The organism is Lentilactobacillus sp. SPB1-3, assembly GCF_026913205.2.
Taxonomy (GTDB): domain Bacteria; phylum Bacillota; class Bacilli; order Lactobacillales; family Lactobacillaceae; genus Lentilactobacillus; species Lentilactobacillus terminaliae.
On the sequence record NZ_CP168151.1, the window covers coordinates 817,349 to 839,131 of the forward strand.

Consider the following 21,783-nt stretch of genomic DNA (forward strand, 5'->3'; position numbering starts at 1 on the left):
TGATCTCCTCAAAATTGTAAATTAAATATATGATAGTTAATTCATAACATATATTGAGCTTCCACTATAAAGACCATCTTCGCGACCACTGATTTTATTTAAAATAACTAGTCCAATATATCCATCAAAAGCTTGTCGTTTACTCTTAGGATATCCATCAGCAGTCAATGCTGCATCAAGTTCATTAGCGCTTGGAACTGAATTAGTATACAAATTATTAATTAGGCTTTCAACATGTGGCAATTTTCTGACAGTGTTATTGATTTGTGATTTATCATAACTAACTGTAGGGACGTCTTCATCATCCCAGTAGAATGAGCCATTATCTTGTGCATATTTAGATAGATTTAGGCTTAATTTTGCATTAGGAAATTGTTGTATGATGAGCTTTGTAACATCTTGCTTTGGTGCGTTATTTATGAAGTTAAGATATTCTGTATCAGATTTATAACTGTTAAGATCAGGTATTGATGATATGTTGCTTTGGTTATTACTATTGTAAGCTGTAGCGTTACTATTATTGGCACCCTTTACTAAATAATTGCGGTGAACGAATCCCGTAACCTTACCATTGCCACTAGTGATTTCATAATAAATACCAGCTTTTCTACCCTTAACCATTTTGACACTTTTAGATAGATACCATGTTGTACGTGGGTAGTTTTTCAAGTTGTGGATCTTTTTGGTGTGGTTCCAATTCCACATATAAGCAGTGCCAGTTGTTTTGGCATGCATAGGAACATTGTTGTAATTCTTAGTTTTAGCCCATGCATAACCAGATGCGTGCGCGGTAGATTGTTGTGCTACAAGCCCCAGACCAGTAGCTAATAAACCAGTTGCTAAAATACTTGCGATTTTCTTGTTCATGATTTAATCATCTCCTGTATACGATTATCTAATGGCAGTATTACTTCTACAAGGGAATCGCATAAACTAAAAGGGCTCTTAACTTTTATGATTTTGCTCAAATGATAAAGCAATGAAATAGGGCGTAATAAAAAAACTTAGCAGGTGCTTTTTTGCGGTTACGTTATTGCTTGGGTGGTAATAATAGGATAAATGCTGAGACATCAGAAGGTTCAATACCTATCCTATAATTTTTAACTTCAGAAACCGTTAGTCCTTTGGAGGCTAAGCCTGAGATAATGTTTTTTCTAACGTATTCCTTGATACTAATCGTTCCATTTTTAAGTGCTTGATCATATTTTCCAGCATCATTAGTTGTAAGCAGTACAAATGATTTCTTTTCTTTTTCTGGTAATTGATCTTGGAAGTAGTAGTAACTGTCGCTAGTGTGTAGGTTCTTTGCGGTGTCTGCAACTTTTTGCAGGTCGTTATCTGGTACAGTTGTGTTCAGAACTTGAAGTATTAAACTTCGCAATTCACTTTTGCTAGCGGATTTAACGAGATAATTACGATGTACATACCCTGATATTTTTCCATTACCACTAGTAATCTGATAATAAATTCCTGACTTATTGCCCTTAACCATTTTGACACTCTTAGATAAGTACCAAGTAGTGTTGGGGTAATTTTTCAAGTTGTGGATTTTTTTAGTGTGGTTCCAATTCCACATATAAGCAGTGCCTGTATTTTTTGCATGCATAGGCACGTTATTGTAATTCTTGGTTTTAGTCCATGCATAACCAGATGCATGTGCGGTGGATTGTTGAGCAACAAGTCCCAGACCTGTAGCCAATAAGCCAGTTGCTAAAATACTTGCGATTTTTTTATTCATTGTGATCTCCTCCTAAAAATTTATTATCTACTGGCATGATTGTTTCTACAAGTGATTCTCATGAACTAAAAAGGTTCTTAATGTTTATGGTTTTGATTAAAATCTAAAGTAATTAAATAGGGCATAATAAAAAGGACGCTTACTAGCAAGTGTCCCTTCTTAAAGATTATTTAGCTAAAACTAAAACGTAACGATCATCAGCATTTTTTATTGTTGATGGATAGCCTTTGCTCCCAACAGAAGCGGCAGCGCCATCAGAAATATATATTCCTAATTTATAACCTTGATTTATTAGGCTGGCAATTTTATCAGATGTGTATCCGTTAGCGTTTAAAATGTTTTGTGCACTCTTAGCCTTGGACGCAGCACTTGATGCTGGGCCACCTAAGGACTGTAAAACTGTTTCTATGTGAGCCAATGGTTTTCCGTTTGAAATTTGATTGTTATCAATAACCTTTGCAGATAACATACTTAAATTGATTGTCTTTGTATAGCCATTTAAGGAAAGGCTTGTGGAAGAACTAGCTGCTGCTTTTTTTGATAAATCTAAGCTAATATCGGCATTAGGGAATAATTTGAGTAATGCTCGAGAAAGCTTTTGTGATTTATCCGAATTCAAATAATTAAGGTAGCTACTGTCAGAAGAAAATGAGTTAACATTCTTTGAAACATAAGGCGACAGATTACCAGACCAAGTGTAACCCGTGACCTTACCACCGAAGTTACTTAATTTATAATAAACTTTTTTATTGTGAACGAACGATTTCGTTACATACCAGGTTGTGTTTGGATAGTTTTTCAAATTATGGATTCTTTTTTTGAATGAGGTATTCCAGATGTATGCGTTGGAATTGGACTTGTTATAGTACGTAGGGGCGTATTCTTCATGTTGACCGACACTCCAAGCGTACTTGTTGGTTGTTGTGGCAGCGTGAGCTGTATTTTGGTTAACTAAGATGCCTAGTCCTAGAGTTGCTAAGCCAGTTGCTAAAATACTTGCGATTTTTTTATTCATTGTGATCTCCTCCTAAAGATTTATTATCTACAGGCATGATTGTTTCTACAAGTGATTCTCACGAAAAGAAAGACGTTCTTAATTTTTATGATGTGGGGGAGAATAATACATAAGGCTAATGATCACTGGGTAGTATGTTATTTCTTATGATAAAATTAGTATACACATAAAATTACTGCTGATCAGTTAATTGACGGTAATTAGAAAATAGGTAAACAAGGGAGAAAAGAACATGGCCGACTTATTCTTGGAAATATCATTAATAGTATTATTCATATCAATTTTGTCTGTGATCATTGCGTTCATTATTGGATTCTGCATTATGTATCAAAAAGGTTATACGCCAAAAGAAATCATACAGGAATTAATATTTGATTTGATTGAATAACTTACATTGGAGGGATTTTCATGTTAGAACAATTTAGACAAAATATGCAGGCAATAGCATTGGATGCACTGGTAATGGCATTGATAGGATTCATCGTTTCATGTATTGTTGAGTTTCGCAAAGAACGTAAGGAAGGCGTTACTCTGAAAGAATTTATCTACAAAGTAATATTTGAAGATGATGACTATTATTACTAAAATATAAAGAGGCTAATCATCATTGAGACCCATGATGTATCATTGCAAACAAAAAAACACACGAATTAACGTGTGTTAAGTGTGAACCGCTGATATGTATGCTTAATAGTATTAGAACGCTTATTTCCGGTTGATGGATGTCGTTGGATCGTTATTATGCGCCTGGAGGGAATCGAACCCCCATTTCAAGAACCGGAATCTTACGTGCGATCCATTACACTACAGGCGCAGTGCAACTACAACTTAATAATATACATAAAAATCAAGCATTTCTCAAGGGGAAACCGGAAAAAATTAAATTTTATGTGAAAACGGTTACAAGTTCGTAAGTCATTGCATTCCACTCAACGTCTGATATACTGTTGGTTGGAATAAATTGTGGTTGCCTTTTAATTGAACTTTTTTTCACAAACAGGTGCTGACAATGTTCTGTTTTAGTGGTACGATTAACTTTGTACAGTGGTACGATTTATTGTACTATATTTAAAATTTTTCTTGATTTCCTAAAGGAGGAAAATACAGTATGACTGTAAAGATTGGTATTAATGGTTTTGGCCGTATTGGCCGTTTGGCATTCAAACGTATCCACGAATTACATTCTGATGAAATTGAAGTTGTTGCTATCAACGATTTGACTACACCAGATATGTTGGCATACCTATTAAAGTATGACTCAACTCATGGTCGTTTTGACGGCGAAGTTTCATCAACTGACAAGGGTATTGTTGTTGATGGCAAGGAAATTCCTGTTTACGCTGAAAGAAACGCTGCTGACCTACAATGGGTTAAGAACGACGGTGTTGACTACGTTCTTGAATGTACTGGTTTTTACACTTCAAAAGAAAAGTCACAAGCACATATCGATGCTGGTGCAAAACGTGTCTTGATCTCAGCTCCTGCTGGTCCTATCAAGACTGTTGTTCCTGGTGTTAACTTGGATATCTTGAACTCAGATGACGTTATCGTTTCTGCTGGTTCATGTACCACTAACTGTTTAGCACCTATGGCTTACTTCATGAACCAAGAATTCGGTATCCAAGCTGGTACTATGACTACTGTTCATGCTTTCACTGCTTCACAACAAATCCTTGATGGTCCTAAGTCAAAGAAGAAGCGTGTTAACAGAACTGCTAGTGCTAACACTATTCCTCATTCAACTGGTGCTGCTAAGGCTATTGGCCTTGTTATCCCAGAACTTGATGGTAAACTTCAAGGACACGCACAACGTGTTGGTGTTGTTGATGGTTCATTAACTGAATTAACTACTATCCTTGACAAAAAGGTTACTGCTGAAGAAGTTAACGAAGCTATCAAGAAGCATACTGTTGATAACCCTGCATTTGGTTGGAACGAAGACGAAATCGTATCATCAGATATTATCGATGACGATCACGGTTCAGTATTTGACCCAACTCAAACAGAAGTTACTACTGCCGGTGACGCTCAATTAGTTAAGACTGTTGCTTGGTACGATAACGAATGGGGCTTCACTTGTAACATGGTTCGTACATTATTGAAGTTTGCTACTCTTTAATAAGTAGTTGTACAATATTAACGGAGGAGAACTTCTTCTCCGTTTTTTATTACCATACAAAAAATAATTTATAAAATCAGGAGGTTACTCAATTGGCAAAACTTACAGTTTCTGACCTTGAACTTGAAGGCAAAAAAGTATTAATGCGGGTTGATTTTAACGTTCCAATTAAAGACGGTGTTATTGGTGACGATAACCGTATCCAAGCTGCATTACCAACAATTAACTTTGTATTAGATCATGGTGGAAAAGCAATCTTGTTCTCTCACCTTGGCCGTATCAAATCTGAAGATGACAAGAAAGACCTTTCAATGCGTCCAGTCGCAGAAAGACTTTCAAACTTGTTAAACAAGCCTGTTATCTTTGTACCTGTTACTGAAGGTGCACAACTTGAAGACGCCATTGCTAAGATGGACAACGGTAGTGTTCTCTTATTTGAAAACACTCGTTTTGAAGATGTTGTTAACGGTGAATACGTAAAGCGTGAATCTGGTAACGATCCTAAATTAGGTGAATACTGGGCTTCATTAGGTGATGAATTTGTCAACGATGCCTTTGGTACTGCTCACAGATCACATGCCTCAAACGCCGGTATTGCTGAAGCAATGCACAAAGCAGGTAAGCCAGTTGCTGCTGGTTTCTTGATGGAAAAAGAAATCCAATTCTTAGGTGAAGCTGTTAACGCACCAAAACGCCCATTTGTTGCTATTTTGGGTGGTGCTAAGGTTTCTGATAAGATTGGTGTTATCGATAACTTACTTGATAAAGCTGACAAGATCATTATCGGTGGTGGAATGACTTACACATTCTACGCTGCTAAGGGCATTAAGATTGGTAACTCACTTGTTGAAGAAGACAAGATCGATGTTGCTAAGAGCATCTTAGAAAAGGGTGGCGACAAGATCGTTCTCCCTTCTGATAACGTTGTTGCTACAAGCTTCAGCAACGATGCTGATCACAAAGTCGTTGAAGGCGACATTGATGATGGTTGGATGGCTTTGGATATTGGTCCTAAGTCTGTTGAAGAATTCAAAGCAGTCCTTAAAGATGCTAAGACAGTTGTTTGGAACGGACCTATGGGTGTGTTCGAAATGTCTAACTTTGCTAAGGGTACCCTTGAAATTGGTGAATACCTTGGTAGCTTAACTGATGCTACTACAATTGTTGGTGGTGGTGACTCAACTGCTGCTGTTAAGCAATTAGGAGTTTCTGACAAGTTGACACATATCTCAACTGGTGGTGGAGCTTCTCTTGAATACCTTGAAGGTAAGACTCTTCCTGGTATCGCTGCAATTGATAACAAGTAATACTGAAAGACCTGGCAATTTTGCTGGGTCTTTTTTTGTATTCTAAGAATTGGTATATGTTTATTTGTGGCTTTGATAGCAAATATTAGGTACAATGGCAGTAACTAATGTATAAGGGACTGATCAAGTAATGAGAACACCGTTTATTGCGGGAAATTGGAAGATGAATCTTTCCGTTAAAGAAGCAGTAGATTTTTTGCATCAATTATCCGGTAAGTTACCAGATCCTTCAGAAACCGAAACAGCAATTGCTGCATCACCACTTTTCTTGGAAAGCATGGTCGAAAATAGTGGAGATATGCCACTGATTGTCGCTGCAGAAAATTGTTTTTATGAAGATAGTGGAGCTTATACTGGTGAAACCAGTCCATTAGCCTTGGCAAAAATGGGCGTAACTCATGTGATCATTGGTCATTCAGAGCGACGCAAGTATTTTAAAGAGACTGATGACATCATCAATAAAAAGGTCCATGCTGCTTTTAGAAATGGATTAATTCCAATTGTTTGCTGTGATGAAACAATGAGCCGTCGTGAATCCCCAGACAGAATTTCTTGGGTTGTTAGTCAGGTGACTAATGCTCTTAAGGGAGTAACTGAGGATCAAGCTCGTTCAATTATCGTCGCATATGAACCTAGTTGGGCTATCGGTAGTGGTAATATTGCCAGCGCATCTGAAGCTGAAGAGGGTTGTTATCTAATTCGGCAAACAATCGCTGACTTATATTCTGATGATTTAGCTAACGATGTGAGAGTTTTGTACGGTGGTAGTGTTAACGATGAAAATGCTGCTGATATTTTGGAACAAAATGATATTGATGGTGTTTTGGCCGGCGGTGCTAGCTTGAAACCGGAGTCATTTTTAAATTTAGCCAACTTTCTTAAAAAATAGTGAGATAGTTAGGAATTTTTATATTGAAACTTTGCTGATAAACTAATAGAATTGAGTAGAACCTTGTATAAAAGGTCACAACTTTCGTTAAGGAGAGAAAAAACATGTCAATTATTTCTGATATTTATGCTCGTGAAGTCCTTGATTCACGTGGTAACCCAACTGTTGAAGTTGAATTGTATACTGAAGCAGGTGCAATGGGTCGCGGAATCGTTCCTTCAGGTGCTTCTACTGGTGAACACGAAGCAGTTGAACTTCGTGATGGTGATAAGGACCGTTACATGGGCAAAGGCGTTCAAAAAGCCGTTGACAATGTAAATAACATTATCGCTAAGGAAATTGTTGGTTACGATGTAACTGATCAATTAGCTATTGATAAAGCAATGATCGAATTAGATGGTACTCCAAACAAAGGTAAATTGGGTGCTAACGCAATCTTGGGTGTTTCTTTAGCTGCTGCTCGTGCTGCTGCTGATGAACTTGAAGTTCCTTTGTACAACTACCTTGGTGGCTTCAATGGTCATACTTTACCAACACCAATGCTTAACGTTATTAATGGTGGTAAGCATGCTAACAACAAGGTTGACTTCCAAGAATTCATGATTATGCCTGTTGGTGCACCAAGCATCAAAGAAGCAATTCGTTGGAGTTCAGAAACATTCCATAACTTGAAGAACCTTTTGAACGAACGCGGTTACTCAACTGCTGTTGGTGACGAAGGTGGATTCGCTCCTGACTTGAAGAACAACGAAGAACCATTTGAAATCTTAGTTGAAGCAATTACTCGTGCAGGTTACAAACCAGGTAAAGACATTGCTATTGCCTTTGACTGTGCTGCATCAGAATTCTACAACACTGAAACTAAGAAGTACGACTTAGTCGGTGATGGCAAGTCATACTCTGCTGACGAATTCGTTGGTTTACTTGAAGAAATCGTTGACAAGTACCCAGTTATCTCAATCGAAGACCCATTGGACGAAAACGAATGGGCTGATTGGCAAATGGCTACTGAACGCCTTGGCAAGAAAGTTCAAATCGTTGGTGATGACTTGTTCGTTACTAACACTGACTACCTTAAAAAGGGAATCGACAGTGGCGTTGCTAACGCTATCCTAATCAAGCTTAACCAAATCGGTACTTTAACTGAAACAGTTAACGCTGTTGAAATGGCTAAAGAAGCTGGATACACAGCTATCATCTCTCACCGTTCAGGTGAAACTGAAGATACTACAATCTCTGACTTAGTTGTTGCATTGAACGCTGGTCAAATTAAGACTGGTTCAATGAGCCGTGGCGAACGTATCGCTAAGTACAACCAATTGATGAGAATTGAAGATCAACTTGGTGATGTTGCTGAATACAAGGGTATTAATGCTTTCTACAACTTGAAGGCTGATGCTCGTCAAAACATCCAAAGCAAGTAATAATAAAGAAGTCGTCGAATGACGGCTTTTTTTATTTAAAAAATTAATTACCTCCGTTTGCGTATTTAACAATTGAATACACAAATGGAGGTTTTTTAATGAAAAAATTTGCTTTAATGTCTGTGGGAATCATGTCAATGTCCATGGTAATGACGACTGTCCAACCGGTGTTGGCTGATACTATCTATCCGGTAGCCAATTCGGCTGAACAAGACAATTTAACTGTCAGATGGGACAATTATTACTTTATTGATAATACTGATGGTACTCGTGAAGAAGTGGATCATAAACCAACGGATAGTAGTATTAAAACCAGAATGGGTGCCAAAGTAAGTCCTGTGTCTAAGGACAATAATGGTTGGATTCTTTTAACTCAGGAGCCAATCACAGTAACCAAGGTTGAAGGAAGATTTGCCGTAGTTAGGAGAGATTTAACCTTACCCCACGCCAAGATAACACTAAAATTGGTTGACGAATCAGGACAAGAAATTGCCAAACCAATCGTGTTAACTAAAGGGAGAATTAACGGTAAAATCATTTTGCCTGAGCAAACTAATATTTCAGGATATACGTTGATTAACCAAGAAGAACTACCAACTAAGATTGATAGCTCTGAAAAAGAATTAACATTGGTTTATCGATCAAGTGAAGATAAGGGTACTAATGATTCCGATACTAATGTGAATGATGATCAATCAACTGGCAAAAATTCAGATAACGATAACGATCAAGCATCTCATGATAATGGTTCAAAGGATGAGGGAACCCAACCAACTGATAATAGTGAAACGGTTGATGAGGGAAATCATGCTGATGATACTAAGGAAACAGTTGCCGAGGGCACTCAAGCAGATGATGCTAAAGAAACAGTTACTGAAGGCACTCAAGCAGACGATACCAAGGAAACAGTTACTGAAGGCACTCAAGCAGACGATACCAAGGAAACAGTTACTGAAGGCACTCAAGCAGATGATGCTAAAGAAACAGTTACTGAAGGCACTCAATCAGACGATACCAAGGAAACAGTTACTGAAGACACACAGGTAGACGGCAATAAACAAACTGTCGACGAAGGCACCCAAGCAGAGGCAATTAATGGAGACAAAAAGGATTCTGCAACTCAAACTGATTTAAATAACAGCACACAAGACCATACTGTCCAAACTGATAACAACAGTTCTCAGATTATTTCAACTAATGCCAACATCAGTAACCAACCGGCGAAAAATAATATCGATTACCGAATTGTTGGTAAAACAACTCAAGGACAAGTTTTGTTTAATCGGGTAGTCAATTCGACTGCTCAAGGTAATCATTTTTCATTTAACATCCCAGGATATAATTTGGTAGCCACTGAATTTAGAAACCAAGAATTAAACTTAATTTATGCACCTAAATCAATTAACGTATTGATCACCGCCTTAGATGAACGTGGAAAGATGCTACATCAATTGAAGTTTACTTCAACCGTTGGTAGTCACTTCAGCTACACGCCTAATAAGATTGCAGGTTATCGAACTTTAGATGGCTCAATTGAAATGACGATTATGGATAATGATCTTGTTGAATATCAAGTTCATTATGAAAAGTTGAAGAAGGGTAAAGCTAAGGTCAAAAAGACTTCTCGGATGAATAAAAAATCTAAGAAAAGTAATAAGAAAAATGGTAGAAGAGTCAAGAGAAGTTCTAAGAAAACCGTTAAAAAAATGGTTAAGAAATCCAATAAAAAAAATAAGGCTAAAATTCATAAGAATAATAAGAAACATGGGATGACAAAGCGCGTTAAAACTAATAGACACAGATCACGATAATGACTTGATCAAGGGACAGGCAATTAATTAAGTTACAATGATTCAAATAGTAAACGTTGGTTAAATTAGTGGATTGTATAGTGAGTTTTTCTATCAAGTGATACAATATTAACGGCAGGCATTTTCTATTTATTATAATTACTGATAATGATTGCTAATCGGCTGTTCATAGTATTTATGGTCGATTATACGGCAATGTTTTGCTAGCATATTAATTGGTATTATGATAATGTAGTATAAGTACTATAAGCCGAGCGAATTGGTAGGAGGCTATCACGTGTATAATTTTTTATTAACACTATTGATAATTGATTGTGTCTTAATTACAATTGCAGTTTTGATGCAACCATCAAAGACTAATGATGCAATGTCTGCATTAACTGGTGGTGCAGATGATTTATTTGCTAAGCAGAAGCCTCGTGGATTCGAAGCTTTCATGCAAAGAACCACTTTAGGTTTAGGCATTATTTTCTTTGCACTTTCACTAGCTTTAGTGTGGGTTTCTTCACACTAAAAACTTCCTCCTGTTTAAATGCAGGAGGTTTTTTATTATAATGGCGGTAAATGGTAATTGGAGATGAAGTAGATGGCTCAAATTGGAACATTCTATTTTGATCATGGAAATAAAGCGATTATTTTACTTCATGCCTTCGCTAGTAGTCCGGTTGATGTTAGATTATTAGCTCGGAGACTAGAGAAGGAGAATTATTCAATTTATGCGCCATTATTTACAGGTCATGGTACCGCGGACTTTACGGATATCATTACCGATGGTTCACCAGAGAAATGGTGGCAAGATGTAGTTAATGCGATTGAGTTTGTTAAGGCTAAGGGAAAGACCGAAATTAGTATTTTTGGAATTTCTTTGGGCGGTATTTTTGCCGCTAAAGCTTTAGAAATGTACCCTGAATTGGTTGGTGGTGGTTCTTTTGGATCCCCAATCGTTCGTAATGGACGTTCTGATAATGTCAGGTCGACATTTTTACAAATGGCAGTTGCTAATTATCGCCAGTTTAAGGTGGATGAAGGTACAATAAAAAATAAGGTACAGTGGCTTGATGATAATATCGACCCGTTGCTAGATGAAATCAATGATTTCGCAAATGGAGTAGCGGAGGACCTTGCAAAGATTCATCAGCCGTACTTTATTGGTCAAGGATTAGCAGATGAAATGGTTGATTCTCAAAGTGGTCAACGCATTCAGGAAAAACTAATCAACAGCCAAGTTGATTTTCATGAGTATCCTGATGCCAGCCACATGATTACGGTTAATTCTGCTCACGCAGATTTAGAAACCGATTTGAAGTCATTTTTGAATAGAATATACTAAATTAAAAAGTAAATTGAGGAATAAATTTTGCAAGATAACGAATTAAAAAATGAAATTGCTAACGTGCTTGTCGGTCATCCTGACAAGTCGTTTTCTGTAGAAGAAGTTGCTGATATCTTAAAATATCATGGTTCAGCAGCATTTAAATTAATTGTCCAAGAATTAGCTATCTTAGAGAGAGAAAAGGTTGCTTCAGTTACCCTCGATGGTAAGTTCCAACTTAATCCAGAGAAGCGTAAATTAACTGGGGTGTTCCATGCTAATGATAAAGGATTTGGTTTCGTCGCTTATGACGAAGTTGAACCAGATGCTTATATCGCTCCAGACAATACTATGATGGCTCTTAATGGCGACACAGTTGAGATTGAAATCGTTCGTCCAGCTTCTGCCGACCAATCTAAGGGACCAGAAGGTAAAGTTACTGCGATTGTAGATCATAAATACAAGTCAGTAGTTGGTGGCTTCTCAAAGCCAGATGATGACCATGGTTATTATGGTGAAGTTAAATTAACTGACAAAAAAATCGCTAAGTACAAGTTTTATATTAACGATGTTGGTATCAAACCAACTCCAGGTGAAGTGGTAACGGCTCAAATAGTTGAATATCCTAATGCTAGTCATCCAGACTATATGGTGGGGATTGCCGAAAAGGTTATTGGATCAGTTGATGACCCAGGAATCGATATCTTACAGGTAGTTTATGCTCATGACATTCCAGCTGAATTCCCTGAAGAAGTTACAGAAGCAGCTAATGCTATTCCAGATCACGTTACTGAGGAAGAAAAAATTGGTCGTGAAGACATCACTGACCAAACATTGGTTACTATCGATGGCGAATCTTCAAAGGATTTAGATGATGCAGTAACTGTTTGGCAATTACCAAACGGTAACTACCATTTAGGTGTTCATATTGCCGATGTTAGTCACTATGTCACTCCAGGTAGCCCACTAGATAAAGAAGCATTTAGACGCGGAACTTCAGTTTATTTGACTGACCGAGTTATTCCAATGCTTCCTAGAAGATTATCTAATGGTATCTGTTCACTTAACGAAGGCGAATTAAGACTTTGTATGAGTTGTGAAATGGAAATTGACCAATCTGGTAACGTTATTAAGCATCGGATTCATCCAAGTTTGATGAGATCTAAGGCTCGGATGACTTATACTGCGGTTAACCAAATTTTAGAGGCCCATGATGAAAAGGCCATGGATCAATACGAAGAATTGGTACCAATGTTTGAACAAATGGGTGATTTACACCGAATCTTGGCTAAAAATCGTAAGAATCACGGTGCCATTGACTTTGATGATCATGAAGCAGAAATCATAGTTGATGAAAAGGGCCACCCAATCGACATTAAGGTTCGTGTTCGTGGTTTAGCTGAAAGAATGATTGAATCATTCATGTTAGCTGCTAATGAAACTGTTGCTCAACATTACTTTGAACAACACGTTCCATTCCTATACCGGGTCCATGAAACTCCCGATGCTGATAGAATCAAGACATTCTTTGAGACTCTTACTGCATTTGGTATCAACGTTAAGGGTGATCCTGAACATATCCAACCAAAGACATTGCAAAATGTCTTGAAGCAAGTTGCTGGTAAACCAGAGGAAACAATGGTTTCAGTTATGTTACTAAGAAGTTTGAAACAAGCTAAGTACTCTGATCAATCACTTGGGCACTTTGGTTTGGCTGCTCCTTATTACACTCACTTTACTTCACCAATCAGACGTTACCCAGATACTATGGTTCACCGAATGATTCATTACTATGAAGAAAATGGTGTTAACGAACAAACTAAGCAAAAGTTTGCCAATGTTCTTGATGAAGTTGCTGTGACTACTTCTGAGTATGAACGTCGAGCAATCGATGCTGAACGAGATACTGATGCCATGAAGAAGGCAGAATACATGAACGATCACGTTGGCGAAGAGTTTGATGCGGTCATTAGTTCAGTTCTTAAATTCGGTATGTTCGTTGAGCTTCCTAATACTGTTGAAGGACTTGTTCATATCAGTCGGATGAATGATGACTATTATGAATATGTTGAACAGTTCATGGCTTTAGTTGGTCGGAATACTCGTAGAACGTACAAGATGGGTCAACCAATCAGAGTTAAGGTTATTAACGTTGACGTAGAACAAAGTGCCGTCGACTTTGATATCGTTGATCCAGAAAACACTCCTACGAGTGACATGTTACCTAAGCGTCGTCATAACGATAATTATCGTGGTGGCAATCGTCAAAATGGCGGTGGTAACAACCACAACGGTAATCGTAATAGTAGCAATAATCGAAATGGTCGTAACAATAATAGCCGCAACAACAGTAATAATCGTGGTTCAGGCCATCGTTCAAGCAACAATAATAACAATCGTAAGCACTAAAAAAATCATGAGGTGAGATTATGGTTAAGAAAAAAACCAAAAAAAATGACGATAATCTAATGGCTCAAAATAAGAAGGCCCGCCATGATTATTCCATTATGGAAACTTATGAAGCTGGTGTCGTATTGACTGGAACAGAGATTAAGTCAATTCGTGAACGGCGATTAAATTTGAAAGATGGATTTGTGCAAATTAAAAATGGTGAAGCTTTCATGATGAATGTTCACATTAGTGAATATACTAATGGAAATCAGTTTAACCATGATCCTTTGAGAAACCGTAAGTTACTGCTTCATAAAAAGGAAATTAAACGATTAGCTGGTGCATCTTCAGACAAAGGGGTCACAATCGTACCATTGAAGGTTTATCTTAAGAATGGTTTCGCTAAAGTTCTAATTGGCGTTGCTAAAGGTAAAAAAGAATATGATAAGCGTGAAACTCTTAAACGTCGCGAACAGGATCGGCAAATTGAGCGGGTTATGAAACATTATTAATACAAAAAGAGACCGATTCGAATGAATCGGCCTCTTTTTTTGAAAATACGAATTAACTTATCCAATTGTTGGCGTGAAATTTTTAAATGGATTTTTTGATACATGTAACTGACCAGTAGTAACTGGGTGATTTAGGATTGCAGCAATCGCAACGAGAATTGGTTCATCAGTTTGATTCTCAGTATTGATGATTCGCACGACGTCGCCACGGGTATTAAACGAGTGGACGGTGCCGATTCGGCTACGGTTTTTGATAATCATGTAATTCTGCTTGATTTCGTTACCGACAATCAGCCAATTTAACTGTTTAATATAAATAGTGGAATAGTGGAATGATAGGTGGATGAGGGATGATCCAATAAGCTCATCCAAGTACCAAATATCAAATTGCGGGTTAGTTCCCAAAGTTTTTTGTTTGATTTCAATCAATAATTCGCCGCTCGTTGAATAAACTGAGTAACTATCAGAAACTAGTCCCCAGCGGCCGACGATTAAGTATTGTTTGTTACTAGATTCATTGATAACCTTAGTAGCGTGTGATCGTTCAAGCTCTGACACGTTGATTTGAATTTTTCTTGCCATAGCATTATCCCTTTACAGTACTTTAAATTCATTTTAACACGTTGGGCAATAATTGATTACTGAATGTTATTTAACTTTCGGTATGGTAAAATAAATGTTGAGGTGTTAGGAATGAAACCGTTTATCAAAAATGATTGGTGGGATGTTTTAGAGCCGGAATTTGAGAAGGAATATTATCAACAACTCCGCAAATTTTTAGTCTCTGAATATCAGACGCAATTTATTCATCCAGATATGGATAATATTTTCGAAGCTTTTAAATTAACCCCTTTTAGTAAGGTTAAGGTGGTCATTCTTGGACAAGACCCATACCATGAACCTAATCAGGCTCACGGTTTAAGTTTCTCGGTTTTGCCAGGGGTCAAAGTGCCACCATCGCTAAGAAATATTTATAAGGAATTGCAATCTGATTTAGGCATCAAACCAGTTAATCATGGTTATCTCACGAAATGGGCGGAACAAGGTGTCTTGATGCTTAATTCGGTGCTAACTGTCAGGAACGGCCAGGCCTTCTCTCATAAAGGTAAAGGTTGGGAACAATTAACAGATGCAGCGATTAGAAAATTATCCGAACGCGATCAGCCGGTGGTCTTCATTCTTTGGGGACGAGCTGCTAGAGATAAGATTTCGTTGATTGATACAGATACGAATATCGTTATTCAATCGGCTCATCCTAGTCCATTATCAGCAAGTCGGGGTTTCCTTGGTTCAAAACCATTCTCTAAAACTAATGAAGCTTTAATTGCTATGGGTGAGGAACCGATTGACTGGCAACTACCTGAAAATGTTAACCAACTAACCTAGGTTCAATTACATTAATTGGAGGAATAATGATGGAATTATTTGAAAGTCTTAAACAAAAGATTCAAGGTAAACAAATTAGAATTGTATTTCCTGAAGGTAATGATGAACGGGTAATCAAGGCAACTGCTCGCTTGGCCCATGATTCATTAATTCGACCAGTTATTTTAGGTTCAAATGATGAAGTATCTAAATTGGCTAATCAATTAGATGTTGACCTAGATGGTGTGGAAGTTGTTGACTATTTAAATCAACCTCAAGATGTAATTGACCAAATGGTAAATGCCATCGTTGAACGTCGTAAGGGTAAAACTGATGCTGACAAAGCTCGTCAATGGTTAAATGATCCTAACTACTTTGGTACTACCATGGTATATTTGGATAAAGTTGACGGCATGGTTTCAGGCGCTAACCACCCAACAGGGGATACTGTTCGTCCTGCATTACAAATTATTAAAACTAAACCAGGTGTTAAACTAATTAGTGGTTCATTCATCATGCAACGTGATGACGAACGCTACTTATTCGCTGACTGTGCTATCAACATTGAATTAAATGCTGAACAAATGGCAGAAGTTGCGGTTGAAAGTGCAAAAGTTGCTAAGACATTTGATATTGATCCAAAGGTTGCATTGCTTAGCTTCTCAACTAAAGGATCAGCTAAGGGTGACATGGTAACCAAGGTTCAAGAAGCAACTAAGATTGCTAATGAAACAGCTCCAGATTTACCAATCGATGGTGAATTACAATTCGATGCTGCTTTCGTTCCTGAAGTTGGAGCTAAGAAAGCTCCTGACTCAAAGGTTGCTGGCCATGCGAATGTCTTTATCTTCCCTGAACTTCAATCAGGAAACATTGGTTATAAAATTGCTCAAAGATTTGGTGGCTTTGAAGCCATTGGTCCTATCTTACAAGGTTTAAACAAACCAGTATCAGACTTATCACGTGGTAGTAATGAAGAAGATATTTACAAGGTATCAATTATCACTGCTGCTCAATCATTAACTAACGATTAATTATAAGAATTAAGGGATTGCGGTAAGCTATTGCCGCAATCCTTTGATTTTACGGGAGGAATTGAATTTGCAATCAGTAAAAGTTGAATCGGCTGAGGAAACTATGCGAATTGGTAAAAAATTAGCCACGCTGTTGTCGCCGGGTGATGTCATTTTATTAGATGGTGATTTAGGTGCTGGTAAAACCACCTTCACTAAGGGACTGGGTGAGGGCTTAGGAATCAAGCGATCTATTAAGAGCCCAACCTTTACGATCATTCGAGAATACTCTGGTGGTAGACTCCCTCTATATCATATGGATGTTTATCGTTTAGAGGATGGTAGCGGTGATGAACTCGGACTGGATGAGTATTTTGAAGGCGATGGTGTGAGTGTAGTTGAATGGTCACAATTCGTTGAGGATACTCTACCTGATGACTATTTAAAAATTAGTTTTCAGCGATTAGATAATGAAGCTGACAATAAGCGAGAATTAACATTTACTGGAACCAATGATCGGTATAACCAAATTATTGACCAGATTTTAGGAGATTAAACATGGCTGAAGAAGTTGATTTTCGATTAGCGGGTGAAAGCGATGCTGCAGCGGTAATCGAATTATTAAAGAAATTAAAGACTGAATCAGACACGTTTGTCGTGGATTCCGACCTGGATTCTTTGACTGTCGAAGATGAAGCGAAGATGATTTCATTGATCAGTTTATCAAGAAGTAGTTTGATGGCCGTGTCCACGTTAGGGGATGAACTGATCGGTATCGTAACAGTTGAGTTCTTGAAAAAAGGGATCGGGGAACTTGGCGTTGCCGTGCTATCAGAATTTCAAGGATATCAGATTGGTTCTAACTTAGTAGAAATGGCAATTGAATGGTCTATTGAGTATTCGAACTTGGATAAACTAGCTTTGACGGTATTTAAGGACAATGCACCTGCTATTCACATCTATGAAAAGTATGGGTTTAAGGTGATGACTGATATCACTATTGATGAGCGACCCGCAGTTTACATGGAAATTGCAACATCAGAAGAATAAATAAAAAGCCTATCGACTGTTCGATAGGCTTTTTATGTGGATATAAATTAGATTGTTTTAACAAATGGTAATAATGCTTGGTTACCAAAGTGTTGTTGTTCATATAACAATATATTGGCACAAGCAATACTGTCATCCAGGGCATTATGATGATGTTCCAATGGAATATTGAACTCATCACATAAGGTGTTAAGCTTATGATTCTCTAACGTTGGGTAGAATTTCTTTGAAGTTCTTAAAGTGTCTAATGACATGTAATGTGGTTGATCAATGCCATATCTTTCCAGACTTCTTTTGAGCACACTATTATCAAAAGATGCGTTGTGAGCGACAACTAAACGATTAGTTTTGAAGATATCGCTGATGTGTTCCCAGAGTTCTTTGAAATTAGGGGCGTCCCGGACATCGGCAGCAGTTAATCCGTGAATCTGGGTATTTCGCCAATCAAAATCCACTTCAGGATTGATCAATGAATAAAATTGGTCAGCGATTTGGTTGTCGCGAACGACAGTTAAGGCCAGTGAACAAGCACTAGCTCGTTGTCGATTGGCAGTTTCAAAATCAAATGCAACAAAGTTCATATTTTCACCTCAATTAATGTTCTTAATTGTAATGGGAATTACTCGAAGATGCAATTAGTTTAGCTGCTTAATTGCACTGAGAACTAGCTTACCAGATGAAAATAGGTTATTTCATGTTACAATATATTTACATATGTATTCGGAATGAGGAATTGACTATATGAAAAATTATATAGAAATGCAGACAAAATTTGCAGAAAAAATGGATATTTTTTTAGATGAACCATTATCTAAATATACTAATACTAAAACCGGTGGTAAGGCTGATGTATTAGCATTTCCTGAGTCTGTTGATCAAATTAAGGCCCTAGTGGCATACGCCAATGATAAGTTAATGTCCATCACAGTTATTGGTAATGCCAGTAATTTAATCGTAAGAGATGGTGGAATTCGTGGTTTAACTTTAATTCTTACCAAAATGAATAAGATTACGGTTCACGAAAATATTGTGGTTGCTCAAGCAGGAGCCGCATTTATTGAAACCACTAAAGTTGCTCAAGCCAATTCTTTAAGCGGCATCGAATTTGCTGCAGGTATTCCTGGAAGCATCGGTGGTGCCGTGTTTATGAACGCCGGAGCATATGGTGGCTCTGTTGACGACGTAGTGGTTGCTGCTGATGTTTTGACCCGTGACAATCAGGTATTACATCTCGATAAGCAGGAACTTGATTTTGGCTATCGACACTGCAGTGTGCAAGAGAATAACCAAATCGTGCTTGCTGCCACCTTTGAATTAAGACATGGTAGTCGAGAAAAGATCCAAAAAGAAATGGATCATTTAAATGAACTAAGAGCAGCAAAACAACCATTAGATTTGCCTTCATGTGGTAGCGTTTTTAAACGACCAGAAGGATATTTTGCTGGTAAGTTAATTCACGACTCTGGTTTACAAGGATTTCAAATCGGTGGCGCTCAAGTGTCTAAAAAACATGCTGGCTTTATTGTTAACGTAGATCATGCAACTGCATCCGATTATTTAAATGTCATTAAGCATGTTCAAGCGACCGTATTGGATAAATTCGGTGTCAGCTTGGAGACTGAGGTGCGTATTATTGGTGATAATGAGTAATAAGGAGGATGTTAATTGCACATACTTGAAGCAGTCATATTATTAATCGGAGTAGTTTTACTCTCCAATGTATTAGACCACTTTATTCCTTCGATCCCTGTTAGTTTGATTCAGGTGTTTTTTGGACTTTGCGCCGCAATCTTCATGCATGTTTCCATTCCGTTAAGAACTGATTGGTTCATGCTGCTGTTTATTGCGCCGTTGTTGTTCAATGATGGTCGAAGGTTTCCTAAAAGAGAATTATGGAAACTGCGGGGGCCGATTCTTGGTAACGCAGTTGTCTTAGTCTTTTTGACCACTTTATTAGGTGGACTGTTGTTCCATGCTATTATTCCCACGATGCCAATGTCGGTTAGCTTCGCGTTAGCTGCGATTTTATCGCCGACTGATCCAGTGGCCGTGCAGTCCATTTCTAAGCGAGTATCTTTACCAGAAGGTGTATTACACATTGTTAGTGGTGAAAGTCTGATCAATGATGCATCAGGCCTAATTGCGTTTAAATATGCAGTCGCCGCGACTGTGACTGGCGTGTTTTCAATTCAAAATGCCACGTTAGACTTTCTGTATATCAGTATTATCGGCTGTATTAGTGGAGCTGTCTTAATCGGTTTGGTTATTTTATTGCAGAACTGGTTATTTAGACAAGGAATCAGTGATGTAATATTTAATACGATCTTGCAAGTGTTAACGCCATTTGGAATCTATATGATTACTGAAGAAGGATTTCATGCTTCAGGAGTTATTGCAGTCGTTGTTGCCGGAATCTTATTTCATTTCTTCGGTGGAATTACCGATTATAGTCAACCTGAGCTGACTATAGTTAGTGAAAAGACCTGGGATATCATTATTTATATGCTTAACGGGATGGTTTTTGTTATCTTGGGAATTGAGTTGCCAATTGCGACAACTGAGATTATTCAAAACGATAACATCAATACATTTCATGCAATATGGATATCCTTTGTTGCCTGGTTGATTTTATTGATCATTCGAGTCGCTTGGATTTATTTGTACCAGGTGTTTGGTACAGCTATCACGCACGGCAAAAATTCAATGTCACCACTTAAGGCAGCTGTAATTGCCGGACTTTCTGGAGTTCGGGGAGCGGTTACTATGGCTGGTGTCATTTCGATTCCAACCGTGATCGATGGTGGAGCAAGATTCCCATCTCGTTCCTTAGCACTTTTTGTGGCTGCCTTTGTTATTATTATTAGTTTGATTGTGGCCACGATTACGTTGCCATTGGTTTCAAAGAACAGGTCACCACTAATTACTCGAGGATCTAATTCTGACAATAGTATGGACGATGACGAAGAAACTAGTGACGAAGATTCGGAGAATTCTCAGTACATCACTGAGGAACAGGCACGAATCTATATAATGAAATTAGCCATTAATAGTGTGGAAGAGAGTCGTCGACCTGAAAATCAGCAAGCTGCCTTTGACTTGATTTTAGATTATCAATTCTTGATCAGGCGCTTAGAGATCAAAGAAAATAATCTCCGTGATATGAACAAAATCATCGCAGATGAGATGGCTTTGCGTCGAGTAGCTATCAATGGTGAATTTGAAGCCTTAGATAAGTTGCGAGAGGATAACGAAATCTCTGAAGATGCATACCTTATCAGCATGGATCAGTTGCAAAGAAATGATAAGCGATTGCGTAAGTCAGAAGGCAACAGACCGAAGATTAGTTTTAATTTGAATAACCAGCATCGAATTCGTAGAATTAGGCGTTCATTAACTGTTTGGTTAGTTAACCGTAATTCCAATTCTGAGTTGGCTAGTCAATTATCTAAAGCTCACATTGAACAAGCTAAGGCTGCCATTAAAGCTTTGTCTGAATACTTTAATCGGGATGATATTGAAAATGAACGTTTTGATAGTCAGTCCGTTTATCATTTAGTCATTCATTATCGTAATCAGATTGAAGAGGCTAAGCACCGTGTCTTAAATAATAAAGAGAAATTGCAATCACAGGTTCAGCGCTTGAGAATCAAAGCGTTGGCTTCAGAACGTGAAGGAGTGCAAACTCTGCTTGAGCAAGGTAAAATCGATTGGCGAATGGCCGCCAGACTTAGACAGTATATTAATTATTCTGAAACAGTCTTGATTATGGATTACCAAGATGATGTTGGAAATTAAAAAAAACGTAGAATCAGTTATTGAATAGCTGATTCTACGTTT

At 37.8% G+C, this 21,783-nt stretch carries 21 protein-coding genes and 1 tRNA gene; 16 read left to right on the forward strand and 6 right to left on the reverse strand.

Annotation, left to right across the window (positions count from 1 at the left end):
* Positions 1–36: 36 nt before the first annotated feature.
* From O0236_RS04080 to O0236_RS04090, 3 genes are all read right to left on the reverse strand, one after another.
* Positions 37–867: a hypothetical protein gene (locus O0236_RS04080; protein WP_268912843.1), complete on the reverse strand. Its 831-nt coding sequence runs from the start codon at positions 865–867 to the stop codon at positions 37–39.
* Positions 868–1,030: 163 nt separating this feature from the next.
* Positions 1,031–1,738, reverse strand: a complete 708-nt coding sequence (locus tag O0236_RS04085) for a hypothetical protein (RefSeq protein ID WP_268912844.1) — start codon at positions 1,736–1,738, stop codon at positions 1,031–1,033.
* Positions 1,739–1,904: 166 nt separating this feature from the next.
* Entirely contained in the window at positions 1,905–2,753 is an 849-nt protein-coding gene (locus O0236_RS04090; RefSeq protein WP_268912845.1) for a D-alanyl-D-alanine carboxypeptidase, read from the reverse strand.
* 408 nt (positions 2,754–3,161) lie between these two features.
* Between O0236_RS04090 and O0236_RS04095 the strand changes: the two genes are divergently transcribed.
* A complete protein-coding gene (locus O0236_RS04095) occupies positions 3,162–3,338 on the forward strand; it encodes a hypothetical protein (RefSeq protein WP_268912846.1) in 177 nt (58 codons plus the stop codon).
* 157 nt (positions 3,339–3,495) lie between these two features.
* Here O0236_RS04095 and O0236_RS04100 read toward each other — a convergent pair.
* Positions 3,496–3,567: transfer RNA gene (locus O0236_RS04100), tRNA-Arg, on the reverse strand.
* A gap of 294 nt (positions 3,568–3,861) precedes the next feature.
* Here O0236_RS04100 and gap point away from each other — a divergent pair.
* From gap to smpB, 9 genes are all read left to right on the forward strand, one after another.
* Entirely contained in the window at positions 3,862–4,872 is a 1,011-nt protein-coding gene (gap, locus tag O0236_RS04105; RefSeq protein WP_268912847.1) for a type I glyceraldehyde-3-phosphate dehydrogenase, read from the forward strand.
* A 92-nt stretch (positions 4,873–4,964) separates the two neighbouring features.
* Positions 4,965–6,179: a phosphoglycerate kinase gene (locus tag O0236_RS04110; protein WP_268912848.1), complete on the forward strand. Its 1,215-nt coding sequence runs from the start codon at positions 4,965–4,967 to the stop codon at positions 6,177–6,179.
* A gap of 130 nt (positions 6,180–6,309) precedes the next feature.
* Complete coding sequence (tpiA, locus tag O0236_RS04115; RefSeq protein WP_268912849.1) at positions 6,310–7,068, forward strand: triose-phosphate isomerase; 759 nt, start codon at positions 6,310–6,312, stop codon at positions 7,066–7,068.
* Positions 7,069–7,172: 104 nt separating this feature from the next.
* Entirely contained in the window at positions 7,173–8,492 is a 1,320-nt protein-coding gene (eno, locus tag O0236_RS04120) for a phosphopyruvate hydratase (RefSeq protein ID WP_268912850.1), read from the forward strand.
* Between the two features lie 98 nt (positions 8,493–8,590).
* Positions 8,591–10,303, forward strand: coding sequence for a hypothetical protein (locus O0236_RS04125; protein ID WP_268912851.1), 1,713 nt, complete (start codon positions 8,591–8,593; stop codon positions 10,301–10,303).
* Between the two features lie 277 nt (positions 10,304–10,580).
* Positions 10,581–10,817 (forward strand): preprotein translocase subunit SecG, encoded by a 237-nt coding sequence (gene secG, locus O0236_RS04130; protein ID WP_268912852.1) that lies wholly within the window; start codon positions 10,581–10,583, stop codon positions 10,815–10,817.
* A gap of 72 nt (positions 10,818–10,889) precedes the next feature.
* Positions 10,890–11,633, forward strand: coding sequence for an alpha/beta hydrolase (locus tag O0236_RS04135; protein ID WP_268912853.1), 744 nt, complete (start codon positions 10,890–10,892; stop codon positions 11,631–11,633).
* Between the two features lie 27 nt (positions 11,634–11,660).
* Positions 11,661–14,024, forward strand: a complete 2,364-nt coding sequence (gene rnr / locus O0236_RS04140) for a ribonuclease R (RefSeq protein ID WP_268912854.1) — start codon at positions 11,661–11,663, stop codon at positions 14,022–14,024.
* A 20-nt stretch (positions 14,025–14,044) separates the two neighbouring features.
* On the forward strand, positions 14,045–14,518 hold the full coding sequence (gene smpB, locus O0236_RS04145; protein ID WP_268912855.1) for an SsrA-binding protein SmpB: 474 nt from the start codon (positions 14,045–14,047) through the stop codon (positions 14,516–14,518).
* A gap of 57 nt (positions 14,519–14,575) precedes the next feature.
* On the opposite strand, the gene O0236_RS04150 is transcribed toward smpB, so the two are convergent.
* Positions 14,576–15,100 (reverse strand): hypothetical protein, encoded by a 525-nt coding sequence (locus O0236_RS04150; RefSeq protein ID WP_268912856.1) that lies wholly within the window; start codon positions 15,098–15,100, stop codon positions 14,576–14,578.
* 111 nt (positions 15,101–15,211) lie between these two features.
* Between O0236_RS04150 and O0236_RS04155 the strand changes: the two genes are divergently transcribed.
* The 4 genes from O0236_RS04155 (at position 15,212) to O0236_RS04170 (ending at position 17,946) form a co-directional block, all read left to right on the forward strand.
* Positions 15,212–15,904, forward strand: a complete 693-nt coding sequence (locus O0236_RS04155) for a uracil-DNA glycosylase (RefSeq protein WP_268912857.1) — start codon at positions 15,212–15,214, stop codon at positions 15,902–15,904.
* A gap of 29 nt (positions 15,905–15,933) precedes the next feature.
* Entirely contained in the window at positions 15,934–16,917 is a 984-nt protein-coding gene (pta, locus tag O0236_RS04160) for a phosphate acetyltransferase (protein WP_268912858.1), read from the forward strand.
* Positions 16,918–16,984: 67 nt separating this feature from the next.
* Positions 16,985–17,452, forward strand: a complete 468-nt coding sequence (gene tsaE / locus O0236_RS04165; RefSeq protein WP_268912859.1) for a tRNA (adenosine(37)-N6)-threonylcarbamoyltransferase complex ATPase subunit type 1 TsaE — start codon at positions 16,985–16,987, stop codon at positions 17,450–17,452.
* A 2-nt stretch (positions 17,453–17,454) separates the two neighbouring features.
* Complete coding sequence (locus tag O0236_RS04170; RefSeq protein WP_268912860.1) at positions 17,455–17,946, forward strand: GNAT family N-acetyltransferase; 492 nt, start codon at positions 17,455–17,457, stop codon at positions 17,944–17,946.
* 47 nt (positions 17,947–17,993) lie between these two features.
* On the opposite strand, the gene O0236_RS04175 is transcribed toward O0236_RS04170, so the two are convergent.
* Positions 17,994–18,527 carry a 3'-5' exonuclease gene (locus O0236_RS04175; RefSeq protein WP_268912861.1) on the reverse strand — a complete coding sequence of 178 codons (534 nt, stop codon included), beginning with the start codon at positions 18,525–18,527 and terminating at the stop codon, positions 17,994–17,996.
* Positions 18,528–18,705: 178 nt separating this feature from the next.
* On the opposite strand from O0236_RS04175, the gene murB reads away from it, so the two are divergent.
* Positions 18,706–19,596 carry a UDP-N-acetylmuramate dehydrogenase gene (gene murB, locus O0236_RS04180; RefSeq protein WP_268913304.1) on the forward strand — a complete coding sequence of 297 codons (891 nt, stop codon included), beginning with the start codon at positions 18,706–18,708 and terminating at the stop codon, positions 19,594–19,596.
* A gap of 15 nt (positions 19,597–19,611) precedes the next feature.
* Positions 19,612–21,741 (forward strand): cation:proton antiporter, encoded by a 2,130-nt coding sequence (locus O0236_RS04185; protein WP_268912862.1) that lies wholly within the window; start codon positions 19,612–19,614, stop codon positions 21,739–21,741.
* The last annotated feature ends 42 nt before the right edge of the window (positions 21,742–21,783 follow it).

What these genes read in the sequence shown, in the direction of transcription:
- O0236_RS04080 (WP_268912843.1), bottom strand. Translation starts at nt 867, where the DNA reads ATGAACAAGAAAATCGCAAGTATTTTAGCAACTGGTTTATTAGCTACT.
- O0236_RS04085 (WP_268912844.1), bottom strand. Translation starts at nt 1,738, where the DNA reads ATGAATAAAAAAATCGCAAGTATTTTAGCAACTGGCTTATTGGCTACA.
- O0236_RS04090 (WP_268912845.1), bottom strand. Translation starts at nt 2,753, where the DNA reads ATGAATAAAAAAATCGCAAGTATTTTAGCAACTGGCTTAGCAACTCTA.
- O0236_RS04095 (WP_268912846.1), top strand. Translation starts at nt 3,162, where the DNA reads ATGTTAGAACAATTTAGACAAAATATGCAGGCAATAGCATTGGATGCA.
- gap (WP_268912847.1), top strand. Translation starts at nt 3,862, where the DNA reads ATGACTGTAAAGATTGGTATTAATGGTTTTGGCCGTATTGGCCGTTTG.
- tpiA (WP_268912849.1), top strand. Translation starts at nt 6,310, where the DNA reads ATGAGAACACCGTTTATTGCGGGAAATTGGAAGATGAATCTTTCCGTT.
- eno (WP_268912850.1), top strand. Translation starts at nt 7,173, where the DNA reads ATGTCAATTATTTCTGATATTTATGCTCGTGAAGTCCTTGATTCACGT.
- O0236_RS04125 (WP_268912851.1), top strand. Translation starts at nt 8,591, where the DNA reads ATGAAAAAATTTGCTTTAATGTCTGTGGGAATCATGTCAATGTCCATG.
- O0236_RS04135 (WP_268912853.1), top strand. Translation starts at nt 10,890, where the DNA reads ATGGCTCAAATTGGAACATTCTATTTTGATCATGGAAATAAAGCGATT.
- smpB (WP_268912855.1), top strand. Translation starts at nt 14,045, where the DNA reads ATGGTTAAGAAAAAAACCAAAAAAAATGACGATAATCTAATGGCTCAA.
- O0236_RS04150 (WP_268912856.1), bottom strand. Translation starts at nt 15,100, where the DNA reads ATGGCAAGAAAAATTCAAATCAACGTGTCAGAGCTTGAACGATCACAC.
- O0236_RS04155 (WP_268912857.1), top strand. Translation starts at nt 15,212, where the DNA reads ATGAAACCGTTTATCAAAAATGATTGGTGGGATGTTTTAGAGCCGGAA.
- pta (WP_268912858.1), top strand. Translation starts at nt 15,934, where the DNA reads ATGGAATTATTTGAAAGTCTTAAACAAAAGATTCAAGGTAAACAAATT.
- O0236_RS04170 (WP_268912860.1), top strand. Translation starts at nt 17,455, where the DNA reads ATGGCTGAAGAAGTTGATTTTCGATTAGCGGGTGAAAGCGATGCTGCA.
- O0236_RS04175 (WP_268912861.1), bottom strand. Translation starts at nt 18,527, where the DNA reads ATGAACTTTGTTGCATTTGATTTTGAAACTGCCAATCGACAACGAGCT.
- murB (WP_268913304.1), top strand. Translation starts at nt 18,706, where the DNA reads ATGCAGACAAAATTTGCAGAAAAAATGGATATTTTTTTAGATGAACCA.